A 15,155-nucleotide genomic window follows, 5' to 3' on the forward strand; every position below is an offset into this window, starting at 1 on the left:
AACCGGAAATGATATGACAACTGACTATTGCAACGGCAAAAATACCGTCATCACCTCACCCTTTTGGGGCCGCTGGCGAATTACCAACTTCCCGCCAGCAGCCCGAAATAAATTCTTAGTCACACTCAAATTTAAACTCAAACTTCCCGTCTCCGGCTGCACCATCAACAAAGGCCCGATCGATCGCAAAGGACCATTCGCCTTAGCTGCAAAAGTCGATGCGCCATTACCTTCAGGTATGTGTTCCGATTCCAACTGCAACTTTAACTGATCGCCCGCCAACGTCACCTCCACCTGAATGCGACTCCCCGAGGGCAAAGTTCGAGTAAAATTCTCAATCAAATTAGTTAAAACCTGATCCAACATCGTCGGATCGCTGACTACCGCAGGCAATTTTTTCGGCACAATAACTTCCAAAGTGTGGTTGCGAACACTCGCCTGTTTTTGCCAGCGGGGAATGCTATTTTGCAGCACTTCACCGAGGGACATTGCTGTTAGCTGCACACCAGAATTTTTAGCTTGCGACATTTCCAATTCCACGGCGCGGAAAATTAAACTGAAGCGATCGATCTGAGCGGTACACTCAGCATCAATCATTTCCAAACGCTTGACCACTACGGCATCGAGTTTGGGTCGCTTCAGCAGCAATCGAGTCAGCGTGCGAATAGTAGCCAAAGGAGTGCGGACTTCGTGGGCGATCGCCTGTAGCAATTCCACCTCTTTAGTAGCCAGAGGAATTGGAGATTTGCAGTTGATATCCGTAGCCGATAACTTTTGATGTCTCTGGTTCAAACCATCATCAATTCTTTCATCCTTTACCCGGCCTGCTTCCTCTTTCCCAAGCGGCAAATTATTCAACAGCAGGCGGCTGAACTGCATCACTGTTTGATAATTTGGAGCAACAGGCGAAAACTGCTGGAACAGCGCGTCTAATTTAGTAGAATTATTAGTTAATTGGCTAACTGGTAAATTGAAGCTGCCGTCAGAATTGGCAAGCAAACATTCGCTTTCAGTCACCCTGCGCCGCAAAACTTCCCACGCTTTCGCCACTACTTGGGGATCGAAAGAAAATAGAAAAGCCGGAATTCCTGCCGAATTTTCACCCAAAACCATCACCAGGCTAAAACTAGCACTTAAAACCAAACAAAACTGCTCGTTCGCCAAAGGATCGCCACTCGCCAAAGCCAAAGCCGGGGCTGCCGCAGGCGGTGATGTTTGCACCTGGGCCGCCGGCAGTAAAGCTAAAGTTTGTCTAGCACGAAAAGACCACAAAGCAGCATCGTTGTCGGGAATACTGGTAAAAATCCAATTGGTAAAGCCCGAAGCCAAAGCTGGGTCAGTCAAAACGGAAGACGGGCCCGACAAAACTAATCCCTGACAGGAATTGGGGATTGTCGATCGACCAAATTGTCGATCGGCATCTGTTTTTTGTCCTGCTTTTTGCCGATCAAGCATTTGATTCAAAGCTGCGATCGCCCCGTACCATTCCTGTTCAGCTTTCAGCCGAGAAGCCCCACGGCTTCCAGGACACCGATGGCGGTTGTTTTCTCCCGCCAACTTAGCATCAAAGAGACTGAGGTCATTTTCTTGGCCTTCGGAGGCTAAAATTTCGCTTATTGTCGGTAAAAAGTAAGTATTCACAGTTATAAACCCACCTTCGGAGGCCTGAAGGGTGAAGTATTTATGTATAGGAAAGTTCAGGAGTTAGGAGTCAAGCACCAGCAAGATCAAAAAATCCCGCATAATTTCTTGCACCTTCCTCCTAACTCACAGGATATCCACATTTATCAACTAACGATATTGGCAGAACCGTACCAATAAGTCGCAATCTCCGCGCTTGGGGCGATATTTTGCACGATCGCCCTGACAAAAGTGCAAAATGAAGTAAGTTAAACACCGTGCTTTCCTTATGCCCACCTCGATCGCCGACTCGAAAAATCTGCTGTCAGACTTAATGGCACGCTATCGCAACCAAGTCGATTATCTGGCAATTCGACTGGAAGAAGCCGAAGGCACCGACATCCTGCTGCGGGGCGAAAAAATTGAAACCCTCAGCGAAGGAGTCTCAATTGGCGGCCAAGTCAGAGCTTGTCACAAAGGTGGCTGGGGCTTTGCAAGTTTTAACCGACTTTCCACCCTCGCCGAAAGAATCGAAGAAGCCATCGCCGCGGCCAAACTGATCGGCGAAGAAGAAACGATTCTCGCGCCTGTTACCCCAGTACAAGACATTTGCTTGCTGCCGCTGACAGGAACAGACCCCCGTCTGGTTCCCCTAATTGACAAAAAGCAATTGTGCGATCGCTACGCGGCCATCCTCCGCAGCATTGACCCCCGCATCGCCACAATCTCCGTGCGCTACGGCGACAGCACCCAGCGGATGATCCTCGCAACCTCCGAAGGCACCATGCTCGAACAAGGTTGGGCAGACATGGAAATGCGGTTTGCCGCCACGGCCCGCAGCGGGGAAACCGTACAAACAGGCCGCGAAACCACTGGTTCCCGCAAAGCTTACGAAGACTTAACCGATCTCGATGTTCAAGTTCGCAGCGCCGCGCAGAGAGCCGTAGATTCCCTAGCCTTACCCCCCGTCCAAGGCAACACCTACACCGTCGTCATCGACCCAATTTTGACCGGATTATTCGTCCACGAAGCCTTCGGACACCTTTCCGAAGCCGACATGGCCTACGAAAATCCAGACATCTTGGAAATTATGACCCTTGGGCGCCAGTTCGGCCCCAAAAACTTGCAAATTTTTGACGGTGCAGCACCAGAGGGACACCGGGGCAGTTATTTCTACGACGACGAAGGCACTCCCGCGACTACTACTCAGTTAATAAAAGACGGCGCTTTAGTCGGGCGGCTGCACTCGCGGGAAACGGCGGGCAAGTTGGGAGAAACGCCTACTGGCAATGCTCGCTGTTTGAATTATCATTATCCGCCGATCGTCCGCATGACGAATACTTGGATCGAACGGGGTGACACGCCAGTTGCTGACTTATTTTCTGGTATCAAAGAAGGAGTTTATGCGCGCAATTGGCAAGGCGGCATGACTAACGGCGAAATGTTTACTTTCAGTGCCGGCGAAGCTTGGATGATCCGCGACGGAAAACTAGACAATCCGGTGCGGGATGTTACTCTTTCGGGTAATGTTTTCAGCACTTTAGCCGATATTGAGGCGATCGGCGACGATTTCTACTGGGATGAATCCGGCGGCTGCGGCAAGGCAGGGCAAAGCGGTTTGCCCGTCGGCTGTGGCGGCCCGAGTTTGCGGATTCGCGATGTCGTTGTTGGTGGCGAAGCTGCGGAAGAAGATTAAAGGTGTAAAAGTTTAAAAAATAAAGGTAAAGCGCCAGATGCCTACTCGCGCTTTACCTTTATTTTTTGAGTGCAACATTTCGCGCCCGTTTGTGGTGTCTGATATTTTGAGGATATTGGGCAAAAAAACCGGAATAGCCAAAAATTATGTCTGGAGTCGTCAAATACGGCTAAAAAATCGGTTTTTTGGTACGCAGTACGTAATTCCCCAATTAAGGGCTCGAAATCTTCAATTTTTCTCTTTTTCTCCCAATTTTATATTCTCCCATCATCCCCTTAATTCCCTGCAATTATCGCTTTTTTCGGCTTTATCTCCCGGCGCCTCGTGGTGGCGGCTCATCTTTACCGGTATCTGCGTCAAAGGTCGGAGTGCCAGCTAGAGTGGTTAAAATATCTGGAGTAGGGTTGTCTTGATCAAAAAAGGTCGATCGAGTTTCTAAGCTTTGAGCGTTAACTGCGGTGCCGCTCAGTAAAAGGCTTGACATCAGGATGGAAGAGTAAACGCGCATCATAAATTTTGGTGTTTGTATTTTCCCCCTCTTGATACGCAGTCTCTACTCTGCTATCAGGATAAAAAAAATAATTGTGACGAAATCATCCATTAGTAAGTGATGGGCCCTACAATTTTTTTTATTTGTGGTTAAAAGCTGGTGAAATCCATACTCTAGCTCGCTTGTTCGCTGGTAATTTCTAGTTCTCTGCTACTGGCGGGCAACCAGCCGAATTCAAGACCATGTTCCAAAAAATAATGCTACTCTTCTATGGCCATATTCCCAACCCTGGTAGTTATAAATCATTCCCCAATCTAAAATCTAAAATCTAAAAGGGTATCACCCCTGGAATTCTCTTGAAACAGTCTTCCAACAAGGAAACAAAAACCGCTAATTGTAAAGTTTTACTACTTTTATGATTAAGTTCATAATTTATTGATGTGACGCGGCAACCCGGGGATTAAAGACACAACATAAGAGTACCGAGGCGCGCCCTCAGCATCTTACATATAAATATCTTGGTGAATGAGATTTCTTAAAGCGGGCAATGCCTAATTTTTTACATTAACTTCATAAATGGTTGCTATTGTATTTTTAAATAAATTGTGAAGCTCTTATTTTTTCTGATCTTTTCTGACTTTTCTGATTTTGCTTTGTGACAAGAGGGCTTACGCGCCACTCCGAAGGAGGAGTCGAAAGCGGTTGGGGGAAAAAGCCCGTTCACAAAATCGTGGAGTCAATCTTCAATCTCAACTCTCAAATCGAACTGGCCCGCAGAAAGTAAAAAAACCTGGTTTTAAAACCGCTATCGTGGAGTCAATCTCAAATATCAAATCTCAAAGCGACTGACTTGCACATCTACCTGCAGGAATAGCGCGTCGAGGGTGGACGAATTGTCCAAAATAACATCAGCTTGTTGACATTTTTGAGCTAGTGGCAACTGGGCGTTAATGCGGGCATTAGCTCGATCGTAACTCAAGCCGTCTCGTTGCATTAGTCGTTCTAACTGCACTTCGGGTGAACAGTACACCACCCAAATTTCGGTACACAAGTCAGTCATATTAGCTTCAAACAGCAGCGGCACTACCAAAACCAAAGTCAACGTGTCAGTCGGGGCGCAGAAACCGGGTTTTTTTTCAACAATACTTCGTTCTAGCTTTTGATGAGGGTGAAAAAACCCGGTTTCTTGAGTCTTTGTACCTAAATTCTGTGTGTGCTGGGATACCAAACTCGATGCAGCAATGCAGCTTTGAGTTTCCTCAACTAATCGGTGGCGCACGTAAGGGTGAATCTGTTGTTCCAACCACTGCCGCTCGTCTGCGTTACAAAAAATAATACTTCCCAACTCGGACCGATTTAAATTGCCGTCCGGGAGCAAAATACCCGCGCCGTATCGTTTTACAATAGAGTCAAGTATTGGCGAACCGGGGTTCACAGCTTCGCGCGCGTAAATATCGGCATCTAAAATCGGAAATCCACAGGCATCTGCCAGATAATTAGATATAGCGGTTTTACCGGTGGCGATGCCCCCAGTTAAACCAATCAGACGGACAATTCGATCGCTCATAATTTTATCTGTTGAAAATTCCTGTGTTTCGACACTTACTGTCAGTCTTTGCTATGTTGGTGACACAATCAAATTTAGACTTAAAATTTAAGATTTGCGATCGAGAGTTCGCGTTAGGAAGTGTCAGCATTGGGGTGCGATCGACTCTTTTTTACCTAAAATCTCAATTTTAAACTCGAATTAAGGTCTAGACCGAGGCAAACTTATGAAGGCTCAACGTGCTGTGCGGTCGATTCTGGCAGCAATTCCCCTGGCTGGATTTTTGATATTAGATTTTTTCCCCAACCTGGTTTTCCTCAAAGAAAACAGCAACGGATGGGTACTCGTGGCAATTTATCCCCAATCTCAAATTGCTGCCGCACAATCTATTATTCCAGCCCCAGACGGCACCGGAACCGCTGTCAGCGCCCCAGGTACAGGGTCGCCTCCTCGCTACGACATTAAAGGCGGCACTACCTCCAGAGACGGAGCAAATTTGTTCCACAGTTTTACTCGGTTCAATCTGAATTCTGGCGAAACTGCTAATTTCATCTCCAACCCAACCGTTAAAAATATCCTCGGCCGCGTTGTCGGTGGCGACGCTTCCTTAATTAACGGTCTAATTCAAGTTAGCGGGGGCAATTCTAACTTGTTGCTGATGAATCCCGCAGGCATCATCTTCGGAGCAAATGCCCGACTCGATGTGTCGGGGTCTTTTTTTGCTACCACCGCTAGCGGTATCGGTTTTGACGACCGTTGGTTCAACAGTACAGGGGCGAACGACTACGCAGCCCTAGTCGGAACGCCGAATGCTTTTGTTTTTGGCTCACAGCCAGGGAGTATTGTCAATGCCGGTAACTTGGCTGTCGGCACAGGGCAAAATTTGACTTTGCTGGGCGGTACGGTCATCAGTACAGGGCAACTTTCCGCCCCGGGCGGTCAAATTACTGTGGCGGCTGTCCCGGGCGAAAATCTGGTGCGGTTGAGCCAAAACGGACTTTTGCTAAGTTTAGAAGTTTCTCCGGCTGCGGGAGTGTCGGGTTCGGAAACTCTTCCCTTCTCTCCCCAGAGTTTACCTCGGCTGCTTTCGGGCCCCGGCGTGGCTAACGCTACGGGTATAACTACGAACGCTCAAGGTGAAGTCGTGCTCACAGGTGGTCAAACAGTGCCTGCAGGTGCTGGAACTGCGCTGTTATCGGGTGAGGCGAAGGTGTCTGCCAGGGAGGGCGCGGGAGGAACTGTCAACGTGTTGGGCGACAAGGTAGGGCTGTTTGGAGCGAAGATTGAGGCTTCGGGACCCGACGGCGGCGGCACGGTGCGGATCGGGGGAGATTACCGCGGCGAGGGAACTGTGCCGAATGCCAGGATGACTTACGTGGATGGCCAAAGCTCGATCGCAGCCAACGCAACTGAATCAGGCAACGGCGGTAGAGTTTTTGTCTGGGCGGACAACACAACAGCATTTTTAGGCAGCATCAGCGCGAATGGCGTTTCTGCAACGGGAACCGCAGGTGTTGGGGGGTTTGTGGAAGTTTCGGGCAAGCAAAGATTGATTTTTAACGGTACTGTCGATACTTCCGGGACAAACGGTTTGGGGACTTTGCTGCTAGATCCAGACAATATCTTAATTACAGATTCCCCAGAAGCTGCGGGCGATGCGGCAATTATTGCCAACAATAATATTTTGGCAACAGGAACGCCACCTGGATCGGAAAAGAATTCTGAGCCTTCGCTGACAATTTCGGCGAGAGCTTTGGAAAGTCTGTCGGCTACGTCCAATGTGGTTCTCGAAGCGCTCAATGATATTACAATTGCTGATTTGGCGGACAATCAGTTGAGCTTTCAAGCAACTACTGGTTCGGTAACATTGAGAGCAGATGCCGATCGCAGTGGCGCGGGTGTTTTTTCGATGAATTCTGGAGATACAATTAGCACGGCTGGCGGTGCGATCGCCATTTCTGGAAGTCAAATTACTGCGGGCAATTTGTCGAGTAACGGCGGAAATATTAGTTTGATTAGTCCGGGTGTGACTGTTGCCAACAATATTTCTTCATCCAATCCCAGCAGCGGCAGCAGCGGGAATATTTTGCTTGAAGGCATGAACGTAACGGCCCAAAAACTTGATGCCAGCGGTCGGGAAGCGACGGGAAATGTAACTGTGACGGCTCGGAATGTTCTGGGAGTGAGCTTCGTCGCAGGGGGGTCGGGAAACATTACTTTGACTGGTGATGAAATTAATTTTAAAGGCGACAAAAATTCAGTCAGGGGTACGGGCTTTTTGGTACTGCAACCTTGGAGTCCCGGTCAAAATATTGCCATCGGCGGTTCTGGAGATGTCGGCACTAATATTTATTTGAATCTGACGGCAAACGAACTCGGAAGTTTGGAAAATGGGTTTGCTGGAATTACGATCGGCCGCAGCAACGGTATCGGTTCAATTCTGATTGCCAACGATTTCACATTTTATGATCCGCTAATTATTCAATCGCCGGCGGGTTTGGGAACAATCACTACCACAAATTCCTTGACAGGGGCCGACAATGCCTCAATTACTCTCAAAGCTGACGGCAATATCAGAACTGGCAATATTTCTACTAACGGTGAGGAAATTCGCCTCGCCAGCACAAGGGGCAATGTCACAACTGCTCAGCTACGCACTGTTCCGGCCCGCACCATCAACTCTTCTGTCAATTCTTCCAAAGTGCCAGGCTCGGAGGCGGGAGATGTTAGCGTTACTGCAGAGGGCACGGTGACGGCAGGGGCGATCGACACCAGGGCCGCTCACGCAGGGAATGTGACGCTGACGGGCCTCAATGGAGTTACCGCAGGGGCGATCGAAGCTGGTGGCTCGAAAACACCGGGAAATATTACTTTAACCGGCAACGAAATTGACTTGACGGGTGGCAACAATTCGATCGCCAGCAACGGCAATCTTGTGCTGCAACCGGCTGATCCAAGTCAAAATATTATAATTCAAGGTTCTGGCGATACAGAAGCTTTGAAATTGACGGCTGCTGAATTGAACACTTTTCGGAATGGGTTTGCTTCGATCACGATCGGCCGTTCTGACGGTAGCGGTGTGATCTCGATTGCTTCTCCAACGCAAAATTCAACGCCGAATTCAACGCCAGTGGCGGTGACATTTCAAGATCCGACGACGATTCAATCGCCCAAGGGCTCCGGCGCGATCGTGGGAACGGGTGCGATCGTCGGAACTGATAACGCCATGATCGCTCTGATGGGCGGTACTGTAGCCGTCGGAGACGTTACCTCGACTGCAGGGATTAACATCACTAGCACTCAAGGCAACTTGAGCGCTGGTACGCTTTCATCTCGATCGGCTTCCGGGGCAGGCGATATCAACATCGACAGCGCCGCTGCGGTAGCAACCGGCAACATCGATGCTTTTGGTTCCAGAAGCGGGGGAGATATCTCGATTGCAGCGCCGGGCCGGATCGTTACAGGGGTGATCAACTCGAGTTCGCAGTCGGGAAGTGCCGGTTCGAGCAAGATTACCGGGCAGAAAGACGTTGAAGTTGTTTCGATCAAAGCTCGTGGCAATACGGGCGGCGATGTGGCAATCGAGGCTGGGGGAGCGTTTCGGGCTGCGGGAACTGGAACGGCTGCCGATCGCGCCGAGGTCAGCATTTCTACAGACGGGCTGGCTCGATCGGGTTCGCTGACGCTCTCTCAAAGCACTTGCCCGTCGGGAACCTGCACGGCGGCGACTGTTGGGACGGGAAACTGGAAGTCGAACACTGCCACCTCGTCAACTACTATCGGGCCGCTGGCGATCGTGTCGAGTCCGGCACCAACTACCACCGTGGAACTGAAAACTACCACAAATTCTCAACAAATTGTGACTCAGGTGAGTCTCGCCCCCGCAGCGTCTACGCCGAAGAGCAGTACCACAAATGTCTCGCCAGAACCTGCTGGTGCGTCTGTTGAGGCGGGTTCGAGCGAGACTGCGGCAGGCTCGGTATTGCTGTCGCAGTCGGTGTTAACAGACCATCAGGGTGTACCGACGGCGACAGAAAACGGCAGCGGGGCGGCAACTGCACAGAAGCCTGCGAGTGGGGTGAGTACAGGAAGTATTGGGAATGTGAGGGTTCCTGAGATTTCTCGATCGAGTTCGATCGCGCAAATAAATCCGATCGACGCAGTGCAGCAAAGGGATATAACTCAGGGACGGGAATTTGAACGTTACTTTGGGGGCAATCTCGGTCAAAAGTCAGTGACGCAGCAAAGTATTCGAGATACTCTCAGCAGCGTCAATCGGTTGACTGGGGTTAAACCCGCCATCCTTTACGTGTGGGCGAAAGAGAAACATTTAGAACTTGTGTTGTTATTGCCAGACGGCAAAAGTGTTTTTAAAAGCGTGCCTGCAAGCCGCGAAACAGTGCTGCAAGTTGCTAAAGAATTCACTAATGCTATCAGATCTCCCAGGAGATTGAATGCTGCTGACTACAAGCAACCTGCCGAGGAACTTTACCAGTGGTTAATTGCACCGCTGCAACCGGAATTGGAAGCTAACAAGATTGACACTTTGGTGTTTTCGATGGATGCCGGTTTGCGAACTTTGCCTTTGGCTGCTCTTTACGACGGCAAGCACTTTTTGGTAGAAAAGTACAGTTTGGGGCTGATTCCGAGTTTGAGTTTAACTGATACTCGCTATGCCGATGTTAAGGGTTCTGAAGTGTTAGCAATGGGTGCGTCGAATTTTCCTGCCAAATACGATCAAAATCCTTTGCCTGCGGTGCCGTTGGAAATATCGACAATTGTGGGCAAGATTTGGCCGGGTTCGTCTTTTCTCAACGAAGCTTTTACTTTGGCAAATTTGAAGGACAAGCGCAATCAATCGCAATACAAAATTATTCATTTAGCTACTCACGGCGATTTTCAGCCTGGGGGGGCGGAAAATTCTTACATTCAGTTTTGGGATACTAAGTTGCGGTTGAATCAGTTGGATCAGTTGAAGCTATCTAACCCGCAGGTGGAGTTGTTGGTTTTGAGTGCGTGTACTACGGCGGTGGGAGACGAACAAGCTGAGTTGGGGTTTGCGGGGTTGGCGGTGCACGCGGGGGTAAAATCGGCTTTGGCGAGTTTGTGGTATGTCAGCGATGTCGGTACTTTGGGGCTGATGACTGAGTTTTACCAGCAGTTGCGTACAGCGCCGATTAAGGCTGAGGCTTTGCGACAAGCGCAGTTGGCTATGTTGCGGGGTGAAGTACGGTTGCAAGATGGTTATTTGGTACGATCGGGCAACAATCAAGCTCTGCCTTTACCGTCGGAGTTGGCCGCCAGGGGCGATCGAAATTTGTCGCATCCTTATTATTGGGCTGCTTTTACCATGATCGGTTCGCCGTGGTAATTCTGAAGGAACAGGGTGCGATCGCCCAAAAAACCGACATCGAACAAGTCGCAAAACTCTGAGGATCGGAATACCTAAAAAAGTGCGGTTACTCACACTAGAGATTGCGACCTCAACATCGAAAACGGGATAAAATGGAACCAGAAAAATTAAAAAAAAACTCGACTGCTAGCGCCAGAAATATTGATCGTATACAAGTCTTTACTAACAACTTTTAGCCCCGATAAATTATGATAATTCAATCAAAAAGTTTCGATTACCCAACAACAATCGCTCTTGGTTATTAAGCCCTAACGATCGGCGGTGAGAATAAACTCATTGGGAGCCACGTTCTCTTCGTTTTCGTCGAGCATTCTTAACAAAATTTCATAATGCTTTAATGAGGGGTTAGAGGTAATAGAGGCAATCTTTTGGGAGTAGAGACAAAAACGATTGGTTTGTAACGCACGGCGGATGTTGGAAATCTAGTGCCTCTCACCACATTGTCTAATTATATTAGTTCGCCATCGTCTAGACGATAAACATGAACACAGTTGCGACCTTTGTCTTTGGCAGCATAACAAGCTGCATCAGCCACCCCCATAACCTCCCTCAAATCTTGGCTGGCTTGGTTAATGGCAACAACTCCAATACTGATCCCGATGATAAAGGTTTTGCTATCCCAAATAAACCGAAACTGATGCACTATGTCTTTGAGGTTTTCCGCAATCTGAGCTGCTTTAGAGAGGGGACATTTAGTAAGCAAAAGACCAAATTCATCACCTCCCAAGCGAGCCAGTATGTCATTAGCGCGGACTCCCTTTTGTAAAAGTGTAGTGATTTGGCGCAGTAGCTCATCGCCAGCACAATGACCTGCGGTATCGTTAACGACTTTGAACTTATCTAAATCTAAATAACAGAGAGCGTGCTGCTGATTGCTATCTTGAACAGAGGCGATCGCCTCAATTAGTAGCTGCTCAAATCCTCGACGGTTGATTAAACCCGTCAGAGCATCGTGACTGGCTTCCCAAGAGAGTTGACGAGCAAGATTGCGCGATTCGGTAACATCATGAAAGACGATTACTGCCCCGATAATTTGACCTTGGCGGTCTCGAATCGGTGCTGCTGAGTCCTCAATGGCATACTCAGTCCCATCGCGGGCAATGAGAATAGTATGGTTAGCTAAGCCCACAATGCGCTTCTCAAACAGAGCCTTGCCGATCGCATTCTCTACTGGCTTTCGCGTTACTTCATTGACAATTTCAAAGACTGTAGACAGGGGGAGTCCCTTAGCCTCATGAGCCTTCCAGCCTGTCAGTTGCTCAGCGATAGGATTGAAAAATCGCACCTTACCTTGAGCATTGGTAGTAATAACTGCATCACCAATCGATTGGAGAGTCACTTGAGCGAGTTCTTTTTCGGCAAAGAGGGATGCTTCGAGACGTTGGCGTTCTTCCATTTCTCTCAAGAGACGTAAATTCTGCTCTTGGAGGCTTTGTTGCAACCGTCGGATGGTTAGGTGAGTTTCGACACGAGCTATTACTTCTTCGGCTTGAAACGGTTTAGAAATATAATCTACCCCACCCACAGCAAGCCCCTCAACCTTATTAAAAGTTTCATTGAGAGCACTCAAAAAAATTATTGGAATGCCTGTGGTTTGCTCGTCAGATTTTAATTGTTTACAAACTTCATAGCCATCAATATTAGGCAATTTAATGTCAAGTAAGATTAGTTCCGTCGATGGCGATTGGGCGGCTCGGAGCGCCATTGCGCCTGTTGTGACACTGCGAACTTTATAACCATGTCTCTTCAAAGTACGGCTGAGAAGATGCAGGTTATCAGGGAGATCGTCAACAATTAAAATATTGCCTCGGTAGTTGGTAGCTGGATCGCTAACTCTATCGCTAGTTTTATCGAGAATCCTACTGCTTTCCATACTTCCTTACCAGAGGATTATAAGCCTATGAATAAGAGTATAGTTGAATTATTAGGTTATAAACTCACTTGACGCACAAAGAAGTTCTGCGATCGCAGAGTTCGAGGACTGGCACGGTGGCACAGCCGCTACAAAATCTGACTTGTTCAGGTAGGGATAATCCCTCCGTGATTGCCTTTCTTCGTTCCGCGTAACATCAGGACAACCTTTTTTCCCAAGCAGCCGGTTTATGGACAACCACATTTCTTACAGGGCAAGTCTACTCCTCATTGCGATCGGATGTCTCGTGCTGCTGGGTTGGCAATTTGACATCTCCCTACTCAAAAGCGTTTTTCCCGGTAAGACTTCGACGATGAAGCGGGCAATGGCAGAACTCAATCGCTAAGCACTTCAGCACTCATGAATAATCCAGGTTAGGTATGATTACACAATTTTTTGAGACGGGAGGATTCATTCCTCATGGTCACTGCTATCTCTGGCAAACAAATTTAGTAGGATTACATATTTTATCCGATGGTTTAATTGCTTTAGCTTACTACTCCATCCCCATCATGCTAATCTACTTTGTGCGACAGCGCCAAGATACTCCATTTCAGAAAGTTTTTTTGCTGTTTGGCCTCTTCATAATTGCCTGTGGTACAACTCATATCATGGAAATTTGGACGCTTTGGTTTCCTACTTATTGGCTTTCGGGAGGACTTAAAGCTATTACTGCTCTGATTTCTATATATACTGCATTTGAGCTAGTGTTTTTAATTCCATCAGCCTTAGCTTTACCTAGTCCAGCTCAACTTATTGCGGCAAATCAAGCCTTAGAGAAGGAGATCCACGATCGCAAGCGGGTTGAAACCGAACGGAAACAAATTGAGGTGGCATTAAGAAATAGTGAAGAGCAGTTTCGCACTGCGTTTGAAAATGCGTCTATTGGAAAGGCGATCGTTTCACTTGATGGGTACTGGGTTAAAGCCAATCCTGCCTTATGTCAAATTATTGGCTACTCCTCAGAAGAGTTGTTAGCGTTAACTTTCGGAGACCTTACCCATCCTGACGATTTAGACCTGGATCTTAGTTATGTACATCAGCTATTAGCAGGAACAATTTCAACTTACCAAATGGAAAAACGGTATTTCCATAAACAAGGACATATAATTTGGATTCTTCTTAATGGTTCGCTAGTACAAAATGAACAGGGAAATCCACTGCATTTTATTGCTCAGATCCAAGACATTACCGATCGCAAAGCAGCTCAAAAGACGCTAGATCTTCAGAGTCTTATTATCCACAACATGGCAGGTGGAGTGTGTTTAATTAAAGCCTCAGACCTCACGATCGTCTACACCAATCCCAAATTTGACTCTATGTTTGGCTACACAGATGGCGAACTCGCAGGTCAACCCGTTGGTGTCTTGAATTATGTCGATCAACAGCTAACACCAGACGCAAGCGTGCTAGATATTGTCACTGAAATTGATCAGAAGGGAGAAGCACAATATGAAGTATACAATAAGAAAAAAGATGGAACTCTCTTTTGGTGCAGAGTTCATACGTCTAGGTTTGACCATCCTGAATATGGAACCGTATATGTTGCGGTTCAGGAGGATGTGACAGAGCTGAAACAAGCTGAGCAAGCCTTGCGAGATACCACAAGTCGCCTCAACTTTCTCCTGAACTACAGCCCCGTCGTTATTTTTAGCTGTAAACCTGGTGGCAATTATGCAGCAACGTTCATCAGCGAAAATATCAAAGATGTATTGGGCTATGAAAGCAGGGCGTTTTTAGAAGATGGTGAATTTTGGGTGCATAACTTACACCCAGATGATGTAGAACGAGTGCTTAATGGCTTAGACAATCTATTCGTCAATGATTTTTATTTCCATGAATACCGTCTTCGTCGCTCTGATGGGGTTTATCGCTGGATACTCGGTCAACTCAGACTAATTCGAGATCGTGCAGGTAGACCAGTGGAAATGTTGGGATATTTAATAGACATTAGCGATCGTAAACAAGCCGAGTTGGAACTTAAGCAAGCTAAAGAAGCAGCAGAAACAGCAAACCGAGCCAAAAGTATGTTCCTGTCCAATATGAGCCACGAACTCCGTACTCCTCTCAATGCTATTTTGGGATTTACGCAATTGATGAGTTATGATCCTGTTCTGACTCCCGAACTCCAACAAGATCTTGGGATCGTCAATCGTAGTGGCACACATTTATTGGAATTGATTAACGACATTTTAGATTTATCCAAAATAGAGAGCGGACAGATAACACTCTATCTTTCTGACTTTGACCTAAAAAAATTGCTGAGTTCTCTTGAAGAAATGTTGCAAGTTAAAGCCCAATCGAAAAGATTGAAACTAATTGTCGAGCGAGAACCCAATCTGCCCCAATTTGTACATAGCGATGAGAAAAAACTGTATCAAGTCTTAGTCAATCTGCTGGGTAAGCTGTTGTACCTTTAAATAGGGTATAATAAAAAATGAGTTTAGTCAATCTCTACAAAAATGCCAGCTAAAAACC

At 47.5% G+C, this 15,155-nt stretch carries 8 protein-coding genes; 4 read left to right on the plus strand and 4 right to left on the minus strand.

Annotated elements, in window-relative coordinates; genetic code table 11:
- Positions 1 to 24: 24 nt before the first annotated feature.
- The gene (locus QT994_RS16240; protein ID WP_333176137.1) at positions 25 to 1,641 is read right to left on the minus strand and encodes a HAMP domain-containing sensor histidine kinase; all 1,617 of its coding nucleotides are present in this window, start codon (positions 1,639 to 1,641) and stop codon (positions 25 to 27) included.
- A gap of 268 nt (positions 1,642 to 1,909) precedes the next feature.
- On the opposite strand from QT994_RS16240, the gene QT994_RS16245 reads away from it, so the two are divergent.
- Positions 1,910 to 3,316 (plus strand): TldD/PmbA family protein, encoded by a 1,407-nt coding sequence (locus QT994_RS16245; protein WP_333176139.1) that lies wholly within the window; start codon positions 1,910 to 1,912, stop codon positions 3,314 to 3,316.
- Positions 3,317 to 3,623: 307 nt separating this feature from the next.
- Here QT994_RS16245 and patX read toward each other — a convergent pair whose 3' ends face one another.
- Both patX and coaE read right to left on the minus strand, forming a co-directional pair.
- Complete coding sequence (gene patX / locus QT994_RS16250; RefSeq protein WP_333176141.1) at positions 3,624 to 3,827, minus strand: heterocyst-inhibiting protein PatX; 204 nt, start codon at positions 3,825 to 3,827, stop codon at positions 3,624 to 3,626.
- An 808-nt stretch (positions 3,828 to 4,635) separates the two neighbouring features.
- A complete protein-coding gene (gene coaE, locus QT994_RS16255; protein WP_333045806.1) occupies positions 4,636 to 5,373 on the minus strand; it encodes a dephospho-CoA kinase in 738 nt (245 codons plus the stop codon).
- Positions 5,374 to 5,578: 205 nt separating this feature from the next.
- On the opposite strand from coaE, the gene QT994_RS16260 reads away from it, so the two are divergent.
- Complete coding sequence (locus QT994_RS16260; protein WP_333176143.1) at positions 5,579 to 10,723, plus strand: CHAT domain-containing protein; 5,145 nt, start codon at positions 5,579 to 5,581, stop codon at positions 10,721 to 10,723.
- Between the two features lie 490 nt (positions 10,724 to 11,213).
- On the opposite strand, the gene QT994_RS16265 is transcribed toward QT994_RS16260, so the two are convergent.
- The gene (locus QT994_RS16265) at positions 11,214 to 12,638 is read right to left on the minus strand and encodes a diguanylate cyclase (RefSeq protein ID WP_333176145.1); all 1,425 of its coding nucleotides are present in this window, start codon (positions 12,636 to 12,638) and stop codon (positions 11,214 to 11,216) included.
- Positions 12,639 to 12,867: 229 nt separating this feature from the next.
- Here QT994_RS16265 and QT994_RS16270 point away from each other — a divergent pair, with 229 nt between their 5' ends.
- Together QT994_RS16270 and QT994_RS16275 are read left to right on the plus strand one after the other, a co-directional pair.
- Positions 12,868 to 13,023, plus strand: a complete 156-nt coding sequence (locus QT994_RS16270; RefSeq protein ID WP_333176147.1) for a hypothetical protein — start codon at positions 12,868 to 12,870, stop codon at positions 13,021 to 13,023.
- Positions 13,024 to 13,057: 34 nt separating this feature from the next.
- Positions 13,058 to 15,097 (plus strand): PAS domain S-box protein, encoded by a 2,040-nt coding sequence (locus QT994_RS16275; RefSeq protein WP_333176149.1) that lies wholly within the window; start codon positions 13,058 to 13,060, stop codon positions 15,095 to 15,097.
- Positions 15,098 to 15,155: the final 58 nt, after the last annotated feature.

The sequence above is a fragment of the Microcoleus sp. S13_B4 genome (assembly GCF_036700885.1).
In the GTDB taxonomy this organism is placed as follows: domain Bacteria; phylum Cyanobacteriota; class Cyanobacteriia; order Cyanobacteriales; family Microcoleaceae; genus Microcoleus.

Bases quoted from the DNA above. Each gene is read 5' to 3' on its own strand.
- QT994_RS16275 (WP_333176149.1), top strand. From the start codon at position 13,058: ATGATTACACAATTTTTTGAGACGGGAGGATTCATTCCTCATGGTCAC.
- coaE (WP_333045806.1), bottom strand. From the start codon at position 5,373: ATGAGCGATCGAATTGTCCGTCTGATTGGTTTAACTGGGGGCATCGCC.
- QT994_RS16270 (WP_333176147.1), top strand. From the start codon at position 12,868: ATGGACAACCACATTTCTTACAGGGCAAGTCTACTCCTCATTGCGATC.
- patX (WP_333176141.1), bottom strand. From the start codon at position 3,827: ATGATGCGCGTTTACTCTTCCATCCTGATGTCAAGCCTTTTACTGAGC.
- QT994_RS16265 (WP_333176145.1), bottom strand. From the start codon at position 12,638: ATGGAAAGCAGTAGGATTCTCGATAAAACTAGCGATAGAGTTAGCGAT.
- QT994_RS16245 (WP_333176139.1), top strand. From the start codon at position 1,910: ATGCCCACCTCGATCGCCGACTCGAAAAATCTGCTGTCAGACTTAATG.
- QT994_RS16260 (WP_333176143.1), top strand. From the start codon at position 5,579: ATGAAGGCTCAACGTGCTGTGCGGTCGATTCTGGCAGCAATTCCCCTG.